The organism is Aliivibrio friggae (assembly GCF_057368515.1).
In genome coordinates this window covers 832,673-856,838 of record NZ_CM170649.1, presented here as the reverse complement: position 1 = coordinate 856,838, position 24,166 = coordinate 832,673, and the positions used below count along the sequence as shown (strand labels likewise).

At 38.2% G+C, this 24,166-nt stretch carries 19 protein-coding genes; 8 read left to right on the top strand and 11 right to left on the bottom strand.

The window, feature by feature from the left end:
• The first annotated feature begins 6 nt into the window (after positions 1 to 6).
• Positions 7 to 1,059: an aldo/keto reductase gene (locus AC2INI_RS17290; protein ID WP_486305832.1), complete on the top strand. Its 1,053-nt coding sequence runs from the start codon at positions 7 to 9 to the stop codon at positions 1,057 to 1,059.
• Between the two features lie 98 nt (positions 1,060 to 1,157).
• Here the strand turns inward: AC2INI_RS17290 and AC2INI_RS17285 are convergent, their stop codons facing one another.
• Positions 1,158 to 4,208 carry a DUF748 domain-containing protein gene (locus tag AC2INI_RS17285; protein ID WP_486305831.1) on the bottom strand — a complete coding sequence of 1,017 codons (3,051 nt, stop codon included), beginning with the start codon at positions 4,206 to 4,208 and terminating at the stop codon, positions 1,158 to 1,160.
• Between the two features lie 377 nt (positions 4,209 to 4,585).
• On the opposite strand from AC2INI_RS17285, the gene AC2INI_RS17280 reads away from it, so the two are divergent.
• A complete protein-coding gene (locus AC2INI_RS17280; RefSeq protein ID WP_486305830.1) occupies positions 4,586 to 5,494 on the top strand; it encodes a M15 family metallopeptidase in 909 nt (302 codons plus the stop codon).
• Positions 5,495 to 5,555: 61 nt separating this feature from the next.
• On the opposite strand, the gene speB is transcribed toward AC2INI_RS17280, so the two are convergent.
• Entirely contained in the window at positions 5,556 to 6,482 is a 927-nt protein-coding gene (speB, locus tag AC2INI_RS17275) for an agmatinase (protein WP_274443020.1), read from the bottom strand.
• Complete coding sequence (speA, locus tag AC2INI_RS17270; protein ID WP_371413427.1) at positions 6,482 to 8,374, bottom strand: arginine decarboxylase; 1,893 nt, start codon at positions 8,372 to 8,374, stop codon at positions 6,482 to 6,484. The genes speB and speA overlap by 1 nt, the downstream gene beginning before the upstream one ends.
• A gap of 344 nt (positions 8,375 to 8,718) precedes the next feature.
• On the opposite strand from speA, the gene AC2INI_RS17265 reads away from it, so the two are divergent.
• A complete protein-coding gene (locus tag AC2INI_RS17265) occupies positions 8,719 to 9,978 on the top strand; it encodes a hydroxymethylglutaryl-CoA reductase (RefSeq protein ID WP_122032643.1) in 1,260 nt (419 codons plus the stop codon).
• 60 nt (positions 9,979 to 10,038) lie between these two features.
• On the opposite strand, the gene AC2INI_RS17260 is transcribed toward AC2INI_RS17265, so the two are convergent.
• The 3 genes from AC2INI_RS17260 to AC2INI_RS17250 form a co-directional block, all read right to left on the bottom strand.
• Entirely contained in the window at positions 10,039 to 10,566 is a 528-nt protein-coding gene (locus AC2INI_RS17260) for a lipocalin family protein (RefSeq protein ID WP_486305829.1), read from the bottom strand.
• 152 nt (positions 10,567 to 10,718) lie between these two features.
• On the bottom strand, positions 10,719 to 11,750 hold the full coding sequence (locus AC2INI_RS17255; protein ID WP_122032641.1) for an HlyD family secretion protein: 1,032 nt from the start codon (positions 11,748 to 11,750) through the stop codon (positions 10,719 to 10,721).
• Positions 11,747 to 12,058 carry an Mg2+ and Co2+ transporter gene (locus AC2INI_RS17250; protein ID WP_122032640.1) on the bottom strand — a complete coding sequence of 104 codons (312 nt, stop codon included), beginning with the start codon at positions 12,056 to 12,058 and terminating at the stop codon, positions 11,747 to 11,749. Before AC2INI_RS17250 ends, AC2INI_RS17255 begins: the two co-directional genes overlap by 4 nt.
• A gap of 210 nt (positions 12,059 to 12,268) precedes the next feature.
• Between AC2INI_RS17250 and AC2INI_RS17245 the strand changes: the two genes are divergently transcribed.
• The 4 genes from AC2INI_RS17245 to AC2INI_RS17230 all read left to right on the top strand — a co-directional run bounded on the left by AC2INI_RS17245 (position 12,269) and on the right by AC2INI_RS17230 (position 16,971).
• Positions 12,269 to 13,189: a LysR family transcriptional regulator gene (locus AC2INI_RS17245; protein WP_486305828.1), complete on the top strand. Its 921-nt coding sequence runs from the start codon at positions 12,269 to 12,271 to the stop codon at positions 13,187 to 13,189.
• A 170-nt stretch (positions 13,190 to 13,359) separates the two neighbouring features.
• Positions 13,360 to 14,499, top strand: coding sequence for a DUF1254 domain-containing protein (locus tag AC2INI_RS17240; RefSeq protein WP_486305827.1), 1,140 nt, complete (start codon positions 13,360 to 13,362; stop codon positions 14,497 to 14,499).
• Between the two features lie 251 nt (positions 14,500 to 14,750).
• Entirely contained in the window at positions 14,751 to 15,896 is a 1,146-nt protein-coding gene (locus AC2INI_RS17235) for an OmpP1/FadL family transporter (protein WP_486305826.1), read from the top strand.
• 142 nt (positions 15,897 to 16,038) lie between these two features.
• Entirely contained in the window at positions 16,039 to 16,971 is a 933-nt protein-coding gene (locus AC2INI_RS17230; protein ID WP_486305825.1) for a LysR family transcriptional regulator, read from the top strand.
• On the opposite strand, the gene AC2INI_RS17225 is transcribed toward AC2INI_RS17230, so the two are convergent.
• From AC2INI_RS17225 to AC2INI_RS17215, 3 genes are all read right to left on the bottom strand, one after another.
• The gene (locus AC2INI_RS17225) at positions 16,962 to 18,113 is read right to left on the bottom strand and encodes a GGDEF domain-containing protein (RefSeq protein WP_162922444.1); all 1,152 of its coding nucleotides are present in this window, start codon (positions 18,111 to 18,113) and stop codon (positions 16,962 to 16,964) included. The two genes, AC2INI_RS17230 and AC2INI_RS17225, sit on opposite strands and share 10 nt — an antisense overlap.
• A gap of 10 nt (positions 18,114 to 18,123) precedes the next feature.
• A complete protein-coding gene (locus tag AC2INI_RS17220) occupies positions 18,124 to 18,816 on the bottom strand; it encodes a hypothetical protein (RefSeq protein WP_486306462.1) in 693 nt (230 codons plus the stop codon).
• A 116-nt stretch (positions 18,817 to 18,932) separates the two neighbouring features.
• Complete coding sequence (locus tag AC2INI_RS17215) at positions 18,933 to 19,754, bottom strand: hypothetical protein (protein ID WP_162922443.1); 822 nt, start codon at positions 19,752 to 19,754, stop codon at positions 18,933 to 18,935.
• Positions 19,755 to 19,958: 204 nt separating this feature from the next.
• On the opposite strand from AC2INI_RS17215, the gene AC2INI_RS17210 reads away from it, so the two are divergent.
• The gene (locus AC2INI_RS17210; protein WP_486305824.1) at positions 19,959 to 21,149 is read left to right on the top strand and encodes a leucine-rich repeat-containing protein kinase family protein; all 1,191 of its coding nucleotides are present in this window, start codon (positions 19,959 to 19,961) and stop codon (positions 21,147 to 21,149) included.
• Positions 21,150 to 21,201: 52 nt separating this feature from the next.
• Here AC2INI_RS17210 and AC2INI_RS17205 read toward each other — a convergent pair whose 3' ends face one another.
• The gene (locus AC2INI_RS17205; RefSeq protein ID WP_122032633.1) at positions 21,202 to 21,666 is read right to left on the bottom strand and encodes a hypothetical protein; all 465 of its coding nucleotides are present in this window, start codon (positions 21,664 to 21,666) and stop codon (positions 21,202 to 21,204) included.
• Positions 21,667 to 21,677: 11 nt separating this feature from the next.
• Positions 21,678 to 23,822, bottom strand: coding sequence for an LruC domain-containing protein (locus AC2INI_RS17200; RefSeq protein WP_122032632.1), 2,145 nt, complete (start codon positions 23,820 to 23,822; stop codon positions 21,678 to 21,680).
• Positions 23,823 to 24,166 lie beyond the last annotated feature (344 nt).

Here is a 24,166-nt window from a genome sequence, read left to right as displayed (position 1 = left end):
TCTCAAATGGAATACTCAACACTTGGTAGCAGCAATCTCTCTGTCTCTCGTATCTGCTTAGGCAGCATGACATGGGGAAAGCAAAACAATCAAGAAGATGCCAATCAACAAATTGACTATGCACTTAGCCAAGGTATTAATTTCATTGATACTGCTGAGATGTATGCAGTGCCACCCTCGCCTGATACCTACGGAAAAACAGAAACCATTATTGGTAATTGGTTAGCTGAAAATCCAGAACGACGTAAAGAGATTATCTTAGCCTCTAAAATCGCAGGTCCCGGCTTACCTTGGGTTCGTGAAGGTGCACCGATTACAGGTGAAGCCGTCATTGCTGCGGTAGATGCATCACTTGCTCGTCTACAAACGGATTATATTGATCTGTACCAATTGCACTGGCCAAACCGTACTTCTCCACATTTTGGTAAGCATTTTCCTAATCAGTTCAAGTTCAGTGATTTTGATGCGAAGAAAGAAGAAGCCGATATGCTTGAGATCTTACAAGCATTAAATGAATGTGTTAAAGCAGGTAAGATCCGTCATATCGGGTTATCAGACGACACGCCTTGGGGTATTAACACTTACCTTAAACTAAGTGCTAAATACGATTTACCAAGAATGGTATCAATTCAAAATGAATTCAGCTTATTACACGCTAAAGATTGGCCTTATTTAATTGAAAATTGTATCCATGAAAATGTTGCATATTTACCGTGGTCACCGTTAGCCGGTGGTATGTTAAGTGGTAAATATTTAGATGGGAAAATGCCAGAAGGCAGCCGTTGGACGTTCTCACAACGTAATGGTATTTTCCGAGATACGCCAGCTGCAAATGAAGCGGTACGAGCGTATATGCAAGTGGCAGAAAAACACGGTTATACACCTTGTCAGCTTGCATTAGCATGGTGTGACCAAGTGGATGGAGTGACATCAACTATTATTGGCGCAACGTCTCTAGAGCAATTGAAAGAAGACATTGACGCTTTTTCAAAACCATTAAGTGACGAAGCTATTTCAGATATTAATCTAGTCTTTAAAAAGTACCCAATGCCGTTCTAAAAAAGAATCTAAATAACAAATAAAAATGGCGACCAGATTTATTTGGTCGCCATTTTTCTATCTCACTGAATCAATCCCAGTAACTATTGAGCTTGAGGTTACTTAGCTTCAAGTGTTAGTAATACGCTACTCGTGTCTTGCTCAATATCGAATCGGCTATCAAGTAAAAATACACGAGATGCATCAACTTTAACGATATCAACCAAATAGGCTTTTACTGCTTGAGCACGTTGTTGCGCCAGTTGACCTAATTCACCTTTTGCGATTTCTTGCTTATTAAGCACTAAATTATACAACGCAATATGCCAGCGCTGATCTAACTCTTCATCGGTTAGCTCTACACCCTTTTCATCTTGCTCATCTTCAATTTTATCTTCTACTTTACTCGCTTTTTCACCAAATTCGGCTTTATAAAGCTTTTGTAATCCATCAGATAATTTCCCAGAAGTTGGCATCGTACTCGCACTTAAATTCGCAGGAAATTCGGCAACGCTCATTTGCGCGCTCTCGGCAAGTTTCTCATTAAATTGCGCAAGAGCTAACGCTTTACTGTCTTCTGGTGCATTTACTGCTCCATCAACGGTTAGCTTTAATTTCGGACGAGTTTCTAGTGCAGAACCCAGTGTTTTTAACTTCTCTTGCTCTTCCGTCGTTAACGTATTCGTACCAAAATCAAACGCGATCACATTTAATTCTTCATCTGAGTCCGCAAGGCCTGCAATAAACGAGAATGGCGCAGTTACTGCTTTAGTTATAATGTTTGAAATCGTACTCCAAATCACCGCACCAAGGCTGAATTCTGGATCGTTGACATCACCAGAGACTTCAACCCCTAAGTCAATTACTCCATTATTATCTTGCAGTAAAGCGATAGCCAACTCTAATGGCAGTGAGGTCGCGATATCACTATCACTGGCTTTACCTAGCTGTAGTTGGTCGATAATAACGTGATTTTCACCCTTTAATTGGTTATTTTCTAATTTATAGTTAAGCGCTAATGTTAATTGGCCTTTATCAATGTAATGGCCTGCGTACGTACCTGAGTAAGGGTTTACCGTTGTTAGCTCTACACTTTGGAATATGACATCAAGATCCAAGTAAGGCTGTTTAAGTAATGGGTTTATTTCGCCCTTCACTTTTACCGGTGCGTATTTTTCAATATTACCGCTGATATCAACCGTTGCTTTCGTTCCTGGAATACTCGATACATGACCGATATTGCCTTTTAATTGCTCAATACCTGAAGAGAAATTCGGCGTGAGTGAGTTATCAGCAAAGAACGCTGAACCATTGTTAAACGCTATTTTTCGAACACTTAATGCAAACGGCTTCTCTTTCTTACTCTTCGCTTTTACGGATGCTGCCTTTTTCTTTTTAGTGCTTGATTGAGCGACAATCAAATCACCGATATTAGTTGTACGATCTTCATTGATCACCACTCGCGCATAAGGTTGACTTAAACTTAGCGTATCGACTGCTAATTTGTTTTTTTGTAAATCAAAATCAAACTTATTGACCGCCAATGAACGCCATTTTACAAACGGTTTTCTTAACTTATTATCACGAATTGAAAGGTGGTTTACTTGAACGCCACCGCTAACCTCAAATTTACCTTTTGCATTTGCGTCTAACTTAGCTTGCGTACTCACTTCCCCTTTGGTTAGTGTCGCATTTACAGCGGTTGCTAAATAAGGTTGGAATTGCGCTAACTTCAGTGATTTCACATCAATATCAGCTAATACGGCTTGTTGTTTGGCATCAGCTTGGCCTTTAACGCTAATGTCACCTTTACTATTAACCGACGTGAAGAAATCAAAATCTATCGGTTTAGATAAATCACTTACAATCTGACTTGTCGTTAAGTTAATTGGGGAGATCTGCCATTGGTTGGCTTTTTTGGTAACGACTTTCTCTTCGACGTTTAACTGATAGTCTTTAATTTCTACACCATCAAGTGTCACTAACCATGAAGGTGCATCAATAGTTGATTTTGGCTCTTTTTCTACAGGTTCCGCTTTATTTTCTGCTTCTGTAATAAATTTAGGAGTGAATAATCTAACAAGATCTGCCCCTTTATCATCAACCTTTGCTGATACATTTAAACCATGAGAGGTAACAGAATCAATGTTAACGGTTTGCTTCTCTACATTCGTCGCAATACCATTGACTGAAAAATCAGGCAAAGAGACAATCGATTTGCCCTCAGCATTAAAATTCAAATCATTAACAGAGAACATGCCCTTATCAGTAGTAATGCTCATCGTATCACCACTCTCGGTGTCACCGATGGTTTGAGCCAAATGATAGTTTGATGAAAAATTTACATTACCCGAGGTTAACTTGGCAATAATGTCTTTTTCAATAAAGCCCCATAAACGTGGTAACTGAATGTGTTGAATCTTAATATCACCAACAACTTCTAGCGGTTTTAATTGCACTTGGCCTTTAAGCTCTACCTTGCCAGAATCTGCATCGGTAATTTGTAAATGGTAGTCATTCTTTTTCTCTGCATCTGTGAATAAGCTTTGGGTAGAAAACGCACCTAACGTGACATTAATGTCTGGATACGCTAATTCTGTTGCTGTCACACCATCAAAAAAGCGCACATTACCTTGAGCCAATGCAGTTTGTTTAATTAGAACAGGGAATAGCGGAGCATGTCGATCAGTAGTCTCATCAACGTTAGGTTCTGGAGCCTCACTTGTTACAGTATTACGAGCAACTGCATCTAAAATATCGCTAAAATTAAAAGCTAACGTGTCACTATTATTCAAACGTTCAATATTAATGTAAGGCTTATCTAATGAGATATATTCAACTGAAATTGCGGCATTGAAAATAGACTCCCAAAAGTTAACTTGAATACGAGCATCTTCAAAGCTAACAAAAGGCGCCGATTCTTCTAAAATAGCAAACTGATGAACGTCAAACTGAAGGGTAAATGGATTAATCGAAATATCCGTCAATGTCACTGGTCGCTCGATCAACTTAGACACTTGCTCTGGGATCTGCTGTTTAGCAATATAAGGAACGAGTAAACCAAGCAATGCTGCGTAAAAAAGGTAGCTACTTATCGCATAAGTACTCCAACGAATTCGACGCGGAAAAGCACGAAACTTGGCTATGGCTGTTTTGAATTTGTTCGACATTATGACTCTCTACTCCTACGTCTATATCGACAAGAATCGGATACTCATCTGGATAACCCTTAATACTAAAACTTATCCAGATAGGTATCTTTCCCTGATTTTCTAAAAGCCATCAATGGCATAAATACAAGAATGATTACTTTTGTCTATAGACACTCAGTAAAACATCAAAATTCTATCCCTAGTGTTTGTTTATGTCCACCACTCTCCTCTTATCCTTTCTTAAAATTAGACAAAAGTAACTTTGAAGCAGTATCACCTTAATTAATGGTGTGATATTTACTCTACATCGCTAAATAAATACTGTCATAGTCCTGCTATACATTTATTATCAATACATAAAGTAATTCATCAGTACATGGTTAGGTACCCTAAAAATGAAAATCATTCCTATAATAAGCGCGGTTATTGTCACCGCTTTTTCCACTTCGCTTTGGGCTAACGTGACTCCACTTAGTTCATCACAATGCCAAGCCATGATTGGTAAAAGTGTTATGTCCACTAAAGCCCCAGTGCAATGTGACCGTTTGCGTAATGTGACCTTTCAGCATTACACCTTTAATGGAAAAACTACGTCAGGTAAGTTGATTGTATTAGATGCAGTGGCGCCTCATGTTGAACGTATTTTTGATGAGCTTTATCAACAAGGTTTCCCTATTGCCCAAGCAAAACCCATCGAGTATTACGCTGGTAACGATATTAAATCAATGGATGCCAATAACACCTCAGCATTTAACTACCGACCGATTGCGGGGAAATCATCGGTTTCTTTGCATGCTTATGGCGTTGCTATTGATATCAATCCCCTGCAAAATCCGTTCGTTGAATTTACCTCTTGGGGAACCGCAACATTCAAACCGCTAAAAGGCCACGAATATTCAAACCGAATGTTACAACGCTTAGGTAAGGAAGATAGAAAGGGATTTGCAGAAGAGGTCATTAATCTTTTTGCTAAAAATGGATTCATCTATTGGGGTGGCTATTGGGATACACCAATAGATTTTCAGCACTTTCAAACCAACCGAGATATGGCGTATTTGATGACAGCAATGCCAACCAAAGAGGCATCGAAATTTTTTACGAACTACGTTAATTGGGTTCAATCTTGCCAAAACAACTATGGCTCAGAAAATATGAATAGCTTTAAAGATTATAGTTCATATTTACAAACAGAATTAAAAACAACGACCTCTTTAAATCGCCTATATAAAGTAAACCCTAACGCGGTTATGCAAGCGATAAACAAGAAAGCACAAGTATCACAATATCGCTGCTTTAAATCCTGAAAAGCATAAACCCGTTGAACTCTCATTCAACGGGTTTATTTTTACTCAAAGCTTATAGTTCTTATTTGTTTAAACGATTCGCCGTCCAAACATATAATAATTCAAGAGCTATCGTCGCGCCTGCTAATGCTGTGATATCACTTTGGTCATACGCAGGTGATACTTCTACCACATCCATACCAACCATGTTGATACCTTGCAAACCACGGATGATTTTTAAGATCTTATCTGAGTTCAAGCCACCACACACAGGGGTTCCTGTACCCGGAGCAAACGCAGGATCAAGACAATCAATATCAAACGTTAGGTAGACTGGTTTGTCGCCAACAATACCTTTTACTTGTTCGATAATTGCATCAACACTCATGTCATTCGCTTGCATCGCATTGATCACATTAAAGCCATGATCTTTTTGGTCATACTCAGTACGAATACCAATCTGAACAGAATGCTCTGGTGAAATTAACCCTTCGTTTGGTGCGTGATAGAACATGGTACCGTGATCGTAACGGCTGCCATGGCTATAAGTATCAGTGTGAGCATCAAAATGGATCAATGCCATTTCACCGTATTTTTTCGCGTAAGAACGAAGTAATGGAAGCGTGATAAAGTGATCGCCGCCTAAACCTAACAGCGTTTTACCACTATCTAGTATAGCATCAGCCGCAGCTTCTAGACGTACAGTGAAGTCTTCTGCATCACCGGTATCAAACACTAAATCGCCAGAATCAATGACTTTTGTATGATCAAATACATTAAAGTCCCATGGGAATTTTTTACCTTCCCACGCAAGATTTACTGACGCACGACGGATCGCATCAGGGCCTAAACGCGCACCAGGACGTCCAGAGGTAGCCATATCTAATGGTGCACCTAGAACAACGATATCTGCATCGTTATCAATTGGGTTTTGCACCAATGGACGACGCATAAATGTCATTGCATTTGAGTACAATGAATAATCTTTTTTGGTGAATAAATCGTTCATTAAAAATCTTCCAAATAGGTGTAACCCATCAAGCCCTGCTCTAACTCTTCAAGCACGCTTTGTTGTTCTTCTTTTGCTACTTTCGCTGTTACCATGTCTTTGTAGTTTTGACGGATCAAATCTACATCGATATGCACATAACGCATCATATCTTCAACGGTATCGCCTTCATTGATGTAATCAATATTCGCTTCACCATTTTCATCCACATTTACAACAACGCTGTGGGTATCACCAAATAGGTTATGCATATCACCCAAGATCTCTTGGTATGCACCCACTAAGAAGAAGCCCATCAAATAAGGCTCATCAGGGTTCCAAGCTGGTACTGGCAGTGTGGTTTCAATACCTTGGCCATCAACGTATTGGTCAATCGTACCGTCTGAGTCACACGTTATATCCAATACCACTGCGCGATGTTCATCCGCATTATCAAGACCACTTAATGGCATCACAGGGAATACCTGATCAATGCCCCATGCATCTGGTAATGATTGGAACAGAGAGAAGTTCACAAAGAATTTATCCGCTAAACGCTCACTTAACTCATCCAAGATTGGACGGTGGTAGCGGTTCTTTGTACTCATTTTTACGCTTAACTCATAGTTAATACGTAGTGATATTTGCTCTGCCCATGCACGATGCTGAAGGTTAATCATGCCTGTTGCAAACTGATTATGCGCTTCTGCTACGTCACATTGAGTATCGTTATAAATCTCAATTAATGCGCGATCATCGCCGCCATTTTCTAACTGTTCTAGGTTACGCCACATATTGTGTAATAACAAAGGATCATCACCACAAGGCGCTTCTATTGCTTCTGGCGTGTAGCTTTCTGTACCAATAACATTGGTAATTAACACGGCGTGATGCGCGGTTAACGAACGTCCAGATTCAGAAATAATCACTGGCATTGGTTGTGAGTAAAGCTGACAAATATCACCAATGGTCATCACGATATTACGTGCGTATTCCGCCAAACCGTAGTTCATAGAATTAGATGATTGACTACGAGTACCATCGTAATCCACCGCCAAACCACCACCCACATCTAGGTATTTAAGTTTTGCGCCAATATCACGTAATTCGCAATAGAATCGTGCCGCTTCACTTACACCATTTCGCACATCACGAATGTTCGCCATTTGTGATCCAAGGTGAAAATGCACAAGCTCTAAAATATCTAACTGATCTTCTGCTTTTAGACGATTAATTACCGTCAATACTTGAGAGGCAGACAGGCCAAATTTCGATTTTTCACCACCACTTGCTTGCCATTTACCTGCACCTTGAGAGGCCAGACGAATACGCAAACCAAGGCGAGGTTTAACACCTAATGCCTTTGCTTCAGATAGAACTAAATCTAATTCTGATAATTTTTCTAGAACGATAAAAACACTGTGGCCAAGTTTCTCACCAATCAGCGCTAAGCGAACGTATTCACGATCTTTATAACCATTACATACAATCACTGAACTCGCTTTTTGAGCTAATGCTAATACGGCCAATAGCTCAGGCTTACTGCCCGCTTCTAAGCCTAATTGCTTTTGCTCTAATTGCGCCTGACTTGCAAGAATTTCATCAACCACTTCTTTTTGTTGGTTTACTTTAATAGGGTAAACAAGAAGATAATGGTTTTCATATTGGTATTCTTCAATCGCTTGGTTAAATGCGTTACAAATATTATGTACACGCTGATGTACGATTTGAGGAAAACGAACCAAAGCAGGCAATCCAATATTTCGCTGCTCTAATTGATTCACAATATGACTTAATGGGACTTGATGATCTGATTCACTACGTGGTGAAACATACACTTCACCATTATCATCAATACCGTAAAAACCTTGGCTCCAATGCTTTACATTATACTCAGCACGGATGCGTTCCAAATTAACCGAATGTTCCAAATCTAGAGACCTCACACAATAGGGCCATCAACAGAAAATACCTCGTTGGAATATCGAGGCATAACCCAACAAACATCGCAATCTAGCGAAGTGTTGACGGCATTAACTAACATTATTAAAAGGTAGTCCAATAATGAATATTTATCGTGATAATCAAAAAAACTTGTCGATAAATGTGATCTTTATAATGTTGTTTTATCTGCATCTCTTAGCCCTAACAAGCCCCTAAAATATAAGCAAACTGTAACCGTTTATATCTATCTCTTGTTTCTCTCTCATTACTCAGTAAAATCACTCTTAACATTTGCTGTAATTAATATGTTCCTATGCCAAAACTGAATCTGCACCGTCGTGACTATGTATCAATCTTAGGAGGCGATATCTCCGCAGATAAATTAGAGCAATCGCTCAACCCTCATTTTGAAAGACCAACCAATAGAATCACCCCTAGCCCTTATCTTACAGAAAAGAACCTTACTCGCCGTTGGGATAAGCTAGCAAAGCCTGAGCTGCAATCAGAATTACTCGATCCGCACACTCAAGCCCAAAGCCATGTGTACGAGAAAAATATCGAGCATTTTATTGGCACGGTGAAATTACCCGTTGGTCTTGCTGGCCCATTACGTGTGAATGGATTATTTGCCAATGATGATTACTTAGTACCTCTTGCAACCACAGAAGCAGCTTTAGTGGCCTCTTATAATCGCGGGGCACAACTGCTAACAGCAAGTGGTGGCGCAAGTGCCATGCTATTAAACGAAGGGGTTACTCGTACTCCTGCTTTTGCATTTTTTGGTTTAGCTGAAGCTGGACAATTTGTGGCATGGGCCGTTACCCAATACGACACCTTTAAACAATTAGCAGAAGCGACAACTTCACACGGTAAACTCAGCGACATTAATATAAGTATTGAAGGCAATCATGTTTATCTGGTCTTTGAGTTTTTAACTGGTGATGCTTCTGGACAAAATATGGTCACCATCGCTACCAATGCCGTGTTTAGTTACATCATGGAGCACTCTCCAATTACTCCAGAAAATGCCTATTTAGATGGCAACTTATCAGGAGATAAAAAAGCAAGCAGCCAAACTTTGCGCAGTGTTCGTGGTAAAAAAGTCACCGCTGAGGCGCATATTCCTGCCGAATTAGTTAAAAAGTATCTCCACACGACACCTGAAAAAATGATGCAATTTACTCAGATGAGTACGGTTGGCGCAACACTAAGTGGCACCATAGGTATTAATGCTCATTACGCTAACGCCCTTGCTGCCCTTTATATTGCGTGTGGTCAAGATGCTGCGTGTGTGGCCGAATCTGCTATTGGCATGACACGAATTGAAGTGGATAAAAATGGCGATTTATACGCAAGTGTAACCTTACCAAACTTAATGCTGGGTACGGTTGGCGGTGGAACTGGATTACCAAGTCAAAAAGCCTGTTTAGAATTGATGGGACTGCACGGTGCAGGAAAATCACAAGCGTTAGCTGAAGTATGTGCTGCCTTATGTTTAGCAGGAGAGTTATCTATTGTAGGTGCATTTTGTGCGGGGCATTTTTCACGAGCACACCATAAGTTAGCGCGCTAGTTAATAGACAGGGATATCCCTTAGATCCCAAGAATATCCGTTAACTAACGCGACATTTAATTATTGCTCAACAAAGATAAGTTCATTTGTTTTAAAACCGAGTGATTGAGCCGTTGATACAAAGTGCTCAATCACTTCTTGGTCAACTTCTTTTGTTCGAGATAGTAGCCATAAATAATCAAGATCAGGGCCTGATACAAATGCATATTGATAATTTTCTTTATCTAATTCAAACACCACGTATGAGCCGTAGAAAGGACCAAAGAACGAGACTTTAAGATAACCTTGATCTTCTGCATCAATGAACTTAGCTTTCCCTTCTGCTTCATTCCATTCTTGATTTTCTTTTGAATAGCCTCGGTTAATGACCTTAACGCTTCCATCTTCATTAATACTGTACTCGGCGCTGACTTTACTCAACCCTTCTTCAAAAGAATGATTTAACCGTGCCACTTCATACCATTTGCCTAAATAGCGATTTAATTCAAAGCCTGATACGGGTTCAACGCCCTTTGGCATCCCTAAGCAGCCGCTTAATATCATTAATACTGTTCCTATGAAACCTATTTTAGTTATACGCTTTATCATCGTTAGCTCCCTTAACTTTATCTTTTTAATATTACGGCAGATTAGCGTAAAAAGATCACTTAGTTAATCAGTACATACATAAAAAGCGAGCTAACTTCACTTACTGAAATTAACTCACCTTTTTTAACATTGTATTGATCTATATTGTAGAACTACAAAGCTTGTAAATAAGATTTAGCTGCACTTAAACGAACCGTCGCTCCACCAATAATATCCATAAAGCCTAAGATTGAATGTGGCTTCTCAGCACTGATCCATGCCGAACCTGTCGCTCCAATCGGTAGCATATCCATCGTATCTTGATCTATTTCAAGAATAACCGTTCGACCAACTGGCGCAGATCCTCGTTGAATATGACTCGATACTGACTGCTCTTGAGGTAATAAACTGCCTTGAGCTTCACCTGTTGCTTTTACTACGCTATGCACTTTTGATCTAAAAATCTCACCTGGGTAAGCACTAACAAAAAACTCACTAAATTGCCCCGGCTTAATATTTTTATACGATTGATCTGGTATACGCATTTCAACAAACTTTTTACTCGTATCCCACAAGTGAAGTGAACCAATACGAGAGCCATCAGCAATAAAAATATGTGTCACCATGCCATCAAAGGGTGCGGTAATAGTTAAGCGGTCCAATTCAAAATTTAGATTGGTTAACTGCGCTTTTAAGCCTAAATCTTTTGCTTCTAAAACATGAATTTCAGCGATTAGCATTTCAACTAAGTCCTGTGATTCCTCGGTATCACGTACTGACACATGTTCTTTCATACCTAAGTTTCTCAGGTGATTACGCTCTGCTTGTTGTAAAGCGACCTTTTTTGCTTCAATACTTTTTTCTACTTCCAATTGAGCTGACTCAACCTCGATTATCGCAGAAGTAATTTTGTCATCTTTTAGTAGATAAAGTACATCGCCTTTTTTAACATGTTGGTTATGTTCAATGTAGATCTCATCAATATGTTGGCCAACTGATGGAGACAGAACAGCATGAGGAGCTTTAACTGTCGTAGAATTAGTTAAATCCGCAGGCGAATAGAATCGATGTCCAAAAAATAGTGCTAGCGCTAAAATTACACCAACAAAAGTTGTAATAAAGTAATTCCCTGCGGTTCGCTTTAATACATTAAATTTAAACAATAACCACACGATTAAAATGTACGGCAACATTATCTCTTTCATGATTGCGCCCCTTTAAACCACGTTTGAACTTTATCCCAATCGGTTACTATAGCTAGTACAGCCAGTACCCATAATGGCTTCCAAACTAAGCCTAAAATACACATCCAAAAAATCAATTTGGCCTGTGCTAATCCCTTTTCTTTCGCCAAATGCTTTGGAATGGAATGAATGTGCCAAACCTTCGCCGCTACCCATGAAATAATGCCAACCGTAACTAAAATGATAAACCACATAAATACAATGGAATCGAGAAGTGCATAAACACTAGGGAGGTTTTCAAACTCTAAACTTGTAGGATGTATCTGCATTGGAACACCTATTGTCGTTATTCTATTTATCCTTAGATTTAAAAGCCCTCTTATTCCTTAAAATGGCACATCTAAACTATTTGTTGATAAAATAATCAAATTTAATCGTTTTACCAATGGCATACACGTATTTCTGATATAACAGATTTGATATTTCTAATGAATGACGTTAGTTTATAGTTAATCGATAGCTATCAATAAGGGCATAAAATGGATTTAGCCAAATTTGATCTTAATCTACTTAAAACTCTCTTAGTGCTACTGCAAGAAAAAAACACCAATAAAGCAGCAGAGCGACTTAACACTAGCCAGCCTGCGGTAAGTCGCACTCTAGCCAAGATCCGAGAAGAATTTGATGATCCTCTATTTATCCGGCAGTCTCGCGGATTGAAACTCACACAAAAAGCTGAAGAATTGGCGATCAGTTTACCTAAGATCTTCGAAGCGCTTGAAGGAACTCTAAAGAACGACAGCTTCTCGCCCAAGCAGCTAACAGGGAAAATTAAGATCGCAATGAATGGATTTGTAATTGAAACTCATGGATATCAGATCTGCCAAGCAATTAAAAAAGATGCGCCTAATATCAGCATTGAACTGCATAGTTTTACTCAAACCACTGCGGATGATTTAATTAACGGCGAGCTCGATTTTGCTCTTAACTATTATCCTATTGATGTCTCCAAAGAGTTACGACAAGTACCGGTCGGTTTATTTACTTATGCTGGTATCTGTAATATTAATCATCCGATGGCAAATAAGACTATCGACCTTCAAGAAATCTTTAATTATCCCCTTGCCGGATTAATCGTTCCTGAATTTAACTTTAAAACCATGTTAGCGCCTCAATATTCAGATAGAGATATTACTAATCAACCTGAATTCCGTTCTCAGCAAGTCAATCCCATTTTGAAAGCGCTTGAAAACTCAAACATGCTGTTTATTGCTCCACAGAGCTTAATGGATGTACTTGATCCTAAAAAATACGCTCTTATTGAAGTGGAAGACAAACTAAAGCGCCATGAGATGAAAATCGCATTAATTTACAATACTAAGTACATGAACTCAGAAAAATTTAACTGGCTAGAAAAGTTAGTAGACACCATCTTACCGCCTAAGATGACCAAGCATTAGAAAGGACGGCATTTAAATTAGCCATAACAAATTTGTTATATTCAAGATAGACGTTATCAATTAGTCAAATCCGAGGTGATCGATAAAAATAGCACTCAGTTAACGAGTTTGAGCCAACGGGATATTCACTCGTAGCTCTGTATGAAAATACTATTTTTTACGAGGTCACTATGAAGAAAACACTTATCGCATTGAGCTTATTTACCGCTTTTAATGTCTCAGCATTTACATCAACCACTGCAACAAATAATGATGTAACTTCTGCTATAAAACCATCCGTTTTCCCGGCTATTGATTCATCAAACTGGAAAGTAAACCCTGAAGATTATGGAATGACAGTAGAAGAGTATTTTCTTGCTGAAAGTCATGCCTTTATGAATGAGTTTGCAATCAACCGTGAATTAGGCGTAAACAATTTCTTTCATTTCACTAAGCTAGCCAAAGCAGAAGATAAGTGGGTTGTATCACCATCATTAGATCACCTTTACTCCATCGCAATTGTTGATGCATCAAAAGGTTTTAGTATTACGGTACCAGAAAATATCGACAGACGGTTTGTATCGCTACACATTCAAGATGAAAACCATACCTTTGTTGATTATGAAGTGGGTGCGGGTACTTTTACTTATGATGCTAAAGATGTCGATACTAAATACGTCGTTGTTGGTATTCGTATGGCTTCAGATGGAACAGAACAAAACCTTGATTACATCGCCAATACTTTACAGCCACAATATCAAATCAATGCAGGTTCAGCCGATTCTAATATCCCTAGCGTAGATCTAGCTAAAATGATGAAAGTACGTACCGCATTAATTACAGAGTATGACAAACTGCCAAATACGTATGAAACGGTTACTTACGATATCAATGATGTTTCTAATTGGGAAAAAACCACCTATAGCATTGCAGGAGCGTGGGGATTATCACCAGAAGATACCGCAATGTATCCTGCTTATGCATTAAAAGGAGTGGAAGGTGGTTCTTGTTACCAAGCCAACTACCCTGCGCCACCAACCAGATTAGAAGATGGAGGATATTTTTCTATTACTGTTTATGGTGAAGACAAATACTTAATGTCTGATGAGTACAATATCGTTTCATCAAACCACGCCTCGACTAAATACAACTCGGATGGATCGTTTGACGTTATCTTTGGTTCTATGGAATGTAAAACCGTAGCAGATATAACAGGAAGCAATTTTGCTTATACGCCAGATGATAACTGGGGTTTCTTAATGCGCGTATACTTACCAAAAGTTGATGAAATGAAACAATATAAAATGCCTGAAATAACACCGATAAAATAGTTCGGTATTCCTTATTAAGGGTAAATAACTAAGTAAGACATAGTAAATTAATCGGCCTTAATTGTTGTTGAGGTCGATTTTATATATCCATAACGTAATTAATATCGCAAGTGACAGCTTCACACTTTTCTATTACTTTTAGATATATTCATTATTCCTAATCGTAATCCATTTTTCTTTATCATGAAGTGAAAACTCGCGTTTTAAGCGTAAGTATTTTTATACTCTAAACTCCATAATAAGAGCACTTTATGAAACCTATTTTTAATTACTCTTTAACTGCTTCTGCTATCCTTCTTAGCTTTAATGCCTTTTCTAGCGGACTCTTTCTTCAAGAAGCCATTGTTGCAAACGCCGGTACCACTGGAGCTGGTGACGGTGTGTACACTAAATCTGCTGCTGCCATGTGGACAAACCCTGCAACAATGTCGTCAATGGGTAAAAGAAAAACCACCATTAATGCACTCGTGTTTGATCTGGAAATGAAATTCGATGATAAAAATGGCTCAGAAAACGGTAAAGCACATTCAGTTTTACCTTCTGCAGGTGCATTCCATGTAGAACAGATAACAGACAAACTTCATTTTGGATTAGCCCTTGGCGCTGTTGGCGGCTCAAGTCTAGACTATGGCAGTGAATGGGCCGGAAGCCATTTATTAGAAGATATCACTCTTACGGCTATGCAACTAAACCCTGCCCTTAGTTATAAAGTGAATGACAAATTATCACTTGGAGCTGGGTTGCAGTTAAGCTGGGCTTCTTTTGAACAATCAATGGGATCTATCACCGCAGAACAAGATTCTGATTGGGCGTATGGTTATAACCTTGGAGCTATGTATCAAGCATCAGAAAAGCTCTCTCTTGGTCTAAGTTATCGCTCAAAGCTAGAGCACGAATTTAATAATGATTTGGCCAGAAATCAGACATTATCTAGCGGAATGATCATGCCTGAGATTGTCGATATGAGCTCAAGCTACGCATTAAGTAAGGACCTAAACCTACTTGCAAGCATACAATTCCATCGTTGGAGTCACTGGGATTCTACCGCTTTGAATTTAAATTACGGTAATGGAATAGAGATCCAGCGAGATTGGGATGATGTATGGAAGTTTGCTATAGGTACTGATTATCGCTTAAATGCAGATTGGCGCTTAAAAGCGGGCTTCTCATATGAAACATCACCACAAGATGACCCTTCGATGCAATGGGTTGATTTACCCGTTGGTGAACAATACCGCTATTCAGTTGGTGCATCTACCTCATGGGATGACATCACGATAGACATGTTTTACGAATACGCAGATCTTGGCTCTGTTGATATGAACCGCCCTAATGTCAACGTAAATGGGACTTTCGACGGACGTATTCATTTTGTCGGAGTGAATTTTACATTCTAATCAATCATAAGCATCTAACCTCATTTAAGCAGCATACCCTCTATGCTGCTTGTTATCCTCATCACTAATCCATAACAAATAAGTTATGTCTCTAATGAAAACAGCTATAGTTCATGTAAGGAATAAAAATAAAGAGAGCATAATGACCACTAAAAAATTAGCACAATTAGATCTCAATTTACTTAAAGTTCTAAAAGTATTGATCGAAGAAAAAAACGTCACAAAAGCAGCGGACCGATTACATCTAGCTCAACCTTCTGTCAGCCGGCAATTAAGGAAATTACGCGATAATTTAGATGATGCTCTGTTTATTTCCTCTCCCAAAGGACTCATTCTTACGCCGCGATGTGAACAAATTGCGCAAGTATTACCTGATTTACTCGATGCAATTTATCAAACGCTATCACCCGAGCAAGAATTTGATCCCGCAAAAAAAGAAGGCCATATATCACTCGCTATTAATCCAATTCTAGGTCAAACATTACCGGCAGAAATTTATTTATTACTGGCTAAACACTCACCTAAAGTCACTTTTTCTTGTCACTTATGGAATAAATACACCTTAGAGAATATTGAAACAGATCAAATCTATATGGGGATTCACTACGATATAGACGTGCCAAATAAATTGGTCGTTGCTTCATGTTTACTAAAAGATCGTTTTAAAGCTTATGTTAGTGATAAACACCCTCTAAACAAGCAATCCAAGATCACGATTAATGACTTATCACACTACCCAATCACAACAGCCATTTTACCCAACTGGAATGATAGGAAAGGATTACTCGAAAGATTATTTGAACTTGAAGGACTAACATTTACAAAAGGGTTTAGCTCAGAAGTCATTTCAAATATCTCAAAAGTCGTTTCAGAAACAGATTCTATCTTCCCTGTTTCTGAATTATATATAGAACCTCATCAAAACTTGACCCCTATATACCATGATCGACTACCAAAAATAGAGCCAAGAAACATTCTTTTATATAGTAATTATAAATACCGTAATGACCCTTACTTTCAATGGCTACAAGAGCAAATTACGACATTAATCCAACAGATCATTAATCATGAGTAACGCAAAATACAGGCACCATCTCGTCCGTTATGCTTTACCGTATACAAATTTTCGTCAGCCTTTTTGATAAATGCTTTTTTATCCGTAATTTTATTAGAGGCGACGGCACCACCAATACTGACAGTGACATGCTCCATAAATGGGTGCTGTAGATTTAATCTTCGAATATATTGATTAATATGATTGGCAAGCCCCAGGGCACCAGCAATGTCTGTATTAGGCAATAAAACAATAAACTCTTCGCCACCATAACGAGCAACTACATCGTCTTTTCGTGTTACACATTGATTAAGAGCTGTTGCGATTTGACGAATACATTGATCTCCACGGTCATGACCAAAACTATCATTAACCGCTTTAAAATGGTCTATATCAACCAATAGCACCGCTAATGAACGGCAACTTCTATTCATACCAAGAAGCTCATCATTGTAGGCTTTTTCAAAAAAACGACGGTTATATAGTGCCGTTAACTCATCCACATTCGATTTACGTTCTAAAATCATATTATGAGATTCAATCAACATTCTTTGTAGTGTAATTTGACTCAATTGCCGAGCTTGCCTTCTCTTATATACAAATTGATTTCTCTCTTTCTTATAATGGTCTAACCCTAGGTAAAGTAACCAAATAAATAACATAACCAAGAAAAAATAAAACTGAATGCCTAAGGTTTCTGTATCATGAAACTCTACAATGGTTAAAAAGCCAAAGAGAACATAGCTACCAAAAAGAAAGATCAACGATATCGTTTTAAGAATAAATATTTTCGCCATTAATGTAATAGCGATGATACTAATAGGAGAAAAGGTTAATGCGTCGGTTAATATGACGGTATGTATAGCTGCAAGACTGGCATTCAACGAGAAAATACCACCTATATTCAAAGGATTACTTGGTAAAGAAAACCTAAAAACCAAACCAACGCATAGACATATAATTGGTATCCCCATTAATAACGTATTATATAATACAAACAATTCATGTTCAGAATCGATAATTGCACTACGTGAGATCCACAAATCTAAGGTTAATCCTAAAAATACAGAAATAAATAAAATCACTAATGAAATAGTAAAAATACGTTGATGGTTATGCACATTAACATAATCCGAAAATTGTTTAGTATAATGGCTCTGCATATTCAAATTGCTACTTAAACTCATAGGTATAAGACAAGCCTACTTTTTCATTGTGACCAAAATCATCTTCACTAATTACCCCGTAGAAATTAAAAGATTGGTGTTCATTTATCTTATAGCTAAGGCCACCGCCTCCCCAATAACTGCTGTAATCATCAGAACCTAAAGCCCCTCCACCAAAAGCGAGAATACTCCATGTATCTGTAAGTGGTTTTAATGCAAACGCCCCTAAATAGCCACTATGATTTGAGTTAGACATCAAGACATAATCACCAGATTGCATTTCATTATGTTGCTCAACAGCAAATTCACCATCGTTATAAGCATAACCAGCCATTGGGAAAATTTGCCAGCCCATAGGCTCTACCCCAAAATAGGATAATGGTATAAAGGTTCCAATACTGTAGTTATTTTTATAGGCACTATGGTCATACTCTGTACGGCTAAAATTGACATTAATAATACCTATTGGTAATAGCCATGAACTACCAAGACGCCAATCATCCCCATCAGCAGTGGTTCTCATATTTAGCATTCGCACCGGATCTAACCCGATGGAACCAGAAATAGTTAAATCATCGTTATACCCAAAACCCAATTTTGTCACTATTTTTGTTGGATCATCTTGATGCTTTTCTTCAGTAGAAGCAAAAGAAGGATTAACAAGAAAAAGGCTTAAAATAGGAAATACACCTTGGTACATTGATGTAGATTTTAGATTCATGAATTACTCAATATTTATTTTTAAAAGGCAAAAAATCCAACGAATTAATTAATCCATTGGATGATATAAGATCGAATTTTTAAATGATGAATATTTTAAAATTGATAGTTAAATTCAATTCTATGGTCACCATCGGAATAATGAGTATCTTCTGTCCAGTTTGCAAAATAACGAACATTTGAACGCTTAGTTATTTGGTAACTAATCGCTGCTTCATGAGTTAGAATGGCATCATTATCAATGCCATAAGCATTATCTTTATATTCTTCAGAACCAGAAATCGTACCTAAATACATTGGATTATAGTTAATCCAGATCTTATCGGTAATTTCAATTTTACTGTAGAGGCCAGCAACATAAAAAGACCCATGCAAGTCATAACGGTCTTGTGCTTGAGCTGCCCCTTTATCCTGAGGATCGTATGCTTCACCAGCTGCCAAACCTAATCCTGCTAAAGGATATAAACTAACAGGTCCCATTTTTGGAAGTGCCTGTATGAAACTATAAGAAGCTGAGCCTTGGTTGCTATCAAAGTTCCAATCGACATCAACCTGAGCACCACGGCCATTGGTTAAATCGACACTAAAATTACGAAAACGAAGAGAATCTATACTGTCATCGTTGTCTGAACGAGCGTCCCCATTCCATCCAACGGCTTCACCACCGATGCCTTTAATTTCAATAATATTCATCCCCATCGTTGTATCACTACCTGTATCGTAGGTCTGTCCAACTTTTAGGTTCAACCCTTTATCCGTATAACCTGCACCAGCTTGGGTGTATACAGCTAATGGATCTGACATATCTTGTATATCGTCATTTGACTCTTGAGCCGAAACACTCGTAGAACATAATAATAGACTTGTAATTATCAACCCTGCTTTTGATACTTTATCTCTATTTTTTAATACAGCCATTTGAACTTCTCCACGTAATTTGAAGTAAGTTCCATTTACTCCCTTATCCACAATATATTTCAATGGGACAAAAGATACGTGATGACAATTCAAGAGCCAATGACCCATCCGTTATATCCATTATAACCAAATAGGTATATTAGATTTTCATACTGAAACACCGTACAATCAGCGGCAAAATATAAACAACATAGGTAGATTAGTTTGCATACATTAGCGCAGTTACAATCCGGTGAATTACAAGGTATTACTCGATTACAATTAAGTGAAGGGTTAACAGAGTTTCCACTTGAGATCTTATCTCTTGCTGATTCATTAGAAATCTTAGATTTATCGAATAATCAACTAACTACGCTACCGATTGAGATCGCTCAATTACCTAACTTGAAGATTTTCTTTGCATCAAACAATCCATTTACTGTGTTCCCTGATGTTCTGGTGCAGTGTCAAAATCTTGAGATGATTGGATTCAAATCGTGTCAAATTCAGCATATTCCTGAAGATGCCTTTCCGCCAAAATTACGTTGGTTGATCTTAACCGATAACCAAGTAGAAGTATTACCAAACTCATTGGGTGACTGCCACTTAATGCAAAAACTGGCATTAGCAGGCAACAAACTGACTGAACTGCCAAACAACTTGTCTCAACTTCATAACTTGGAATTACTGCGTATTTCAGCAAACCAATTGATTGAGTGCCCAGAGCAACTGCTTAATTTACCAAAACTGGCGTGGTTTGCGTTTGCCGGTAATCCATTCTGCAAATCTGATGTGAAAGTGAAATCCGTTCTTAGTATCGCCTCATCAGACTACACATTAGAAAATGTATTAGGCCAAGGCGCATCAGGTGTCATTTCTAAAGCCCGTTGGAATAAAGAACAAATGGATTTTCCACAAGAAATTGCAGTTAAAGTATTTAAAGGCGAAGTCACCAGTGATGGTTACCCTGAAGATGAGTTACAAGCGTGTTTAAAAGTCGGCAATCATCCAAGTTTGGTGCAATCATTAGCACAGGTGAATGAAGACAATCATCTGGCGTTGATCATGAACTTGATCCCTTCACATTATAAAAACTTAGGTTTACCACCAAGTTTAGAAAGCTGCACGCGTGATACTTTCCCTGCAGGGTTTACCTTATCGTTAGAGCACATCAATAAAATGACCGCTGAAATGCGTAATGTGTTTGAACACCTGCATGATAACCAAGTGTGTCATGGTGATTTGTATGCGCATAACACCTTATTTGATGCAGATGCGAACATTATCTTTGGCGACTTTGGTGCCGCGAGTATGTACCACATGCTAAGTGAGAGTCAGCAACAGAAAGTTAGAGCCATTGAAGAGCGTGCATTGAATCACTTTGTCGATGATTTAATGAATATTTGCACTAAATAAATATGACAACCGCCTTTACTAAGGCGGTTTGTCAATCGCATTATTTATACTCTTAATTAATTAACCAATAATTTTCTTTTTGATTATTATGCGACAAAGTATAGATAAGAGGCTCCCTATCTTTTTCCATGATCCATATGATGGTAATTAACTCTTCACAATGATTCGCAACACGAAGGTCAAATTTACCAACACCTTGCTCTAAGCGACCTTTAAGTAAACACATATCAAAATCTACTTTAGATAAATCACCTTGTGCTTGACTATTATCACAAATAGAAATAAATGCACGCTTAGTGGAACGCTCTGAAATATCAACATCAATATCAACGCTATATACCGAACTAAGGCTATTCTCAGCACTAATTTTTAAATCTAAAACCGATAATTGAGGGCTCACAGATGACCCTGTACCTGAATCATTTGAGCCACCAGAACTATCACTATTACAAGCAGTGAGTAGACTAAAACTAGCAGCAAAAAGTAATAAATACATTTTATTCACGATACTATTCATAAAATATTTCCTTAATCTATATAAGTTTTTCCAGCGCTAGGCGTGGTATACCAATCTGCAGCTGTTTGTCCTGTTGCATCCTGAGAAAAACCTGCAAATTGAGGATACGCTTCAAGAATGCTGACTGACTCATTTGGATGCTCCCAATTAAGCGGAATTTCAATTGCCCATGGAAGCCCGTTATCTGTCTGGAAGTAAGTGCTGTTCGCGGTATTGGTTGCATCATCACTTCGACCAATATAGCGATAATCAAACTTAGAGGTCGGTTTTTTGTTTTTCAGGTGTACTTCTAAATTACGTCCAGGATGGCCACCACTCACTTGTAAGCCATTCTCCCCGTAGTAATAACCTGGAGTCGCAAAAATGAATGGGTCGTAAGGTAAAGCAGGCATTTGTCCTTGAGAAATAGGTGATTCAAACGGGACGGTAAGTGACCAACTAGGACGATATTGAGTCCCACAACCGGGTTCAGTTCGGAACATATTACAACCGTCAGCCTCACCGGACTCGGTAAGAGACCAAAGATCTTCATGAATAATCAAAACGGCATCTAAAGTGCCACTCTCTAACACTGTTGTATTTTGTAATTCTCCATCAATGAATAATTTAACTGAATCAGCCTTTATTTTATCTGGGCTGATATTAGGCAAACGAATAGCAAAACCAGAGTGATAAGTACCGCCAAGAGCTGCAACTTGCCCTTCAATTTTAAGTTGAATCACTTGGTTATTATGACTAAATTCAGTGTACTTGACGTTCATAAGGACGTCATTCATATCGTAGTCACCGACTTTAGGAAATTGATCTTCATAAGCGAAAGTGGTGTAGTCAGATCCTACAGGGTAAAGCTCAACGGATACACCTTGGTCTGTAACAGTAACTTGATAATCTTCAACTTCACCTGCACTTACCCCACCATTTGGACCAACATCATAAGTATGGCTTAAACGAAAACGAGCCCAAGTATCTCCTGCTAGAGCCCAGCTTGGTACTTCAAAATAGAGTTGATTCTGGCCATCATCTACCCATTCACTGTTAAGGATCATTTCATCATCATTAAACACCCCGTCTTGGTCCCAATCAATCCAAGCACTAAGTACCCCTTCTCCCTCTGCACCTTCAACATCGGCATAAATGAAGCTTGTTTCCTTAATTTCAAGTGGTACAGGAAATGAAATACCATCATCATCATTACTTGAATCTGATGTGTCATCTGAAAGCGGGTACACATAAGCTTCACTTTCTCCATCAACGATAGGACCCAATTTTAAATCAGAAATACCATGACGAGCACCAAATGAATCATATAAAGTACCGTAAGTATCGGGAGCATCCCCGTAATCGCTATTATCATTTTGTCCCACCGCAGCAAATGCACAGCGAGCACCATCATTTGAATTACTCGATGGTCCATAAGCAAAAAAGGCTGAAGTTGAATTTACATCATCAATATTAATAAGATAGATATACCCATTCCCATTATTACTGAGATAAAGATTACCATCGACATCAAAATATTGAGCACCAAAAGCTAAACTATGACCAACATTATCACTGCTGATAACTTTGTTTAATTGGGTACTTAACCCTGTATTTGGATCAATTCTATAAAGATATCCAGAATTATCAACACTGTAGATAAGTCCATCATCTGGATGAAAAGCCATATCAAGTATACGAATATTGCCAATAGTGCCAGAGTTGGCAACTTTAGTCATAATCAAGTCATCCAAGCCAATTCTAAAAAGTCCTTGATTAACTCTGTAGCCATACCAAGCATTTTCAATGGTCGATACATCACCAACATAAATTGAAGTAGGCCCAACATTTAGGTTAGAGACCGATAATGGCGTTGATACGAAATCGGAACCAATTTTAGTTAAGGTTTTCGCTCCATAATCCCACCCATAAATATAATCATCATGAACGCTATATCCAATAGCATTAATTTTTCCGCTTCCAACTTCCCAAGATAAAGTGCTATAGCTACCTACATCCAAATTAATGCCATAAGCTACCGGAGTTCCAGAAGGGTTTTGTATCATAAATGCTTGTCCTGGACAGGAAGCAAATGGAATTGCAGCTTCCACTTGTCCACTGACTCCAACAGTAAGACTTAATGTAGCGATACAAGAAAGTAATCTGCTTTTTTTCATAATATTCCCTCATTTATACCTAGCGTATAATGAAGAAAAGCACAACCCATACCAAACTTTTAAAACATTGATATTAATGGTATTTTAATGTAATTGAGATAAATAGAATCAAAATAAGAATTCTGTATTATCTTTTTGAGACGCAAACTGATAACAGTATATTGATGATTTGCAGAAAGGAAGTCCGTTAAATCAACCTAAATTAAGCGAAAGCGCATTTTAAATTGAATTAAATAATTTGCGCTTCTCGTTAATTGAGTATAGTTTCTTTAAATACCTTATAAGCAATTGATATTACTTTAAGCTATGACGATCCCCTGATTAGGCTATAAGTAAACAATCAA

Coding starts and splice junctions, on each gene's coding strand:
- AC2INI_RS17205 (WP_122032633.1), bottom strand. CDS start 21,666: ATGAATAGTATCGTGAATAAAATGTATTTATTACTTTTTGCTGCTAGT.
- AC2INI_RS17225 (WP_162922444.1), bottom strand. CDS start 18,113: ATGCAGAGCCATTATACTAAACAATTTTCGGATTATGTTAATGTGCAT.
- AC2INI_RS17285 (WP_486305831.1), bottom strand. CDS start 4,208: ATGTCGAACAAATTCAAAACAGCCATAGCCAAGTTTCGTGCTTTTCCG.
- AC2INI_RS17200 (WP_122032632.1), bottom strand. CDS start 23,822: ATGAAAAAAAGCAGATTACTTTCTTGTATCGCTACATTAAGTCTTACT.
- AC2INI_RS17230 (WP_486305825.1), top strand. CDS start 16,039: ATGACCACTAAAAAATTAGCACAATTAGATCTCAATTTACTTAAAGTT.
- AC2INI_RS17250 (WP_122032640.1), bottom strand. CDS start 12,058: ATGCAGATACATCCTACAAGTTTAGAGTTTGAAAACCTCCCTAGTGTT.
- AC2INI_RS17215 (WP_162922443.1), bottom strand. CDS start 19,754: ATGGCTGTATTAAAAAATAGAGATAAAGTATCAAAAGCAGGGTTGATA.
- AC2INI_RS17255 (WP_122032641.1), bottom strand. CDS start 11,750: ATGAAAGAGATAATGTTGCCGTACATTTTAATCGTGTGGTTATTGTTT.
- AC2INI_RS17235 (WP_486305826.1), top strand. CDS start 14,751: ATGAAACCTATTTTTAATTACTCTTTAACTGCTTCTGCTATCCTTCTT.
- speB (WP_274443020.1), bottom strand. CDS start 6,482: ATGAACGATTTATTCACCAAAAAAGATTATTCATTGTACTCAAATGCA.
- AC2INI_RS17220 (WP_486306462.1), bottom strand. CDS start 18,816: ATGTACCAAGGTGTATTTCCTATTTTAAGCCTTTTTCTTGTTAATCCT.
- AC2INI_RS17245 (WP_486305828.1), top strand. CDS start 12,269: ATGGATTTAGCCAAATTTGATCTTAATCTACTTAAAACTCTCTTAGTG.
- AC2INI_RS17265 (WP_122032643.1), top strand. CDS start 8,719: ATGCCAAAACTGAATCTGCACCGTCGTGACTATGTATCAATCTTAGGA.
- AC2INI_RS17280 (WP_486305830.1), top strand. CDS start 4,586: ATGAAAATCATTCCTATAATAAGCGCGGTTATTGTCACCGCTTTTTCC.
- AC2INI_RS17260 (WP_486305829.1), bottom strand. CDS start 10,566: ATGATAAAGCGTATAACTAAAATAGGTTTCATAGGAACAGTATTAATG.
- AC2INI_RS17290 (WP_486305832.1), top strand. CDS start 7: ATGGAATACTCAACACTTGGTAGCAGCAATCTCTCTGTCTCTCGTATC.
- AC2INI_RS17240 (WP_486305827.1), top strand. CDS start 13,360: ATGAAGAAAACACTTATCGCATTGAGCTTATTTACCGCTTTTAATGTC.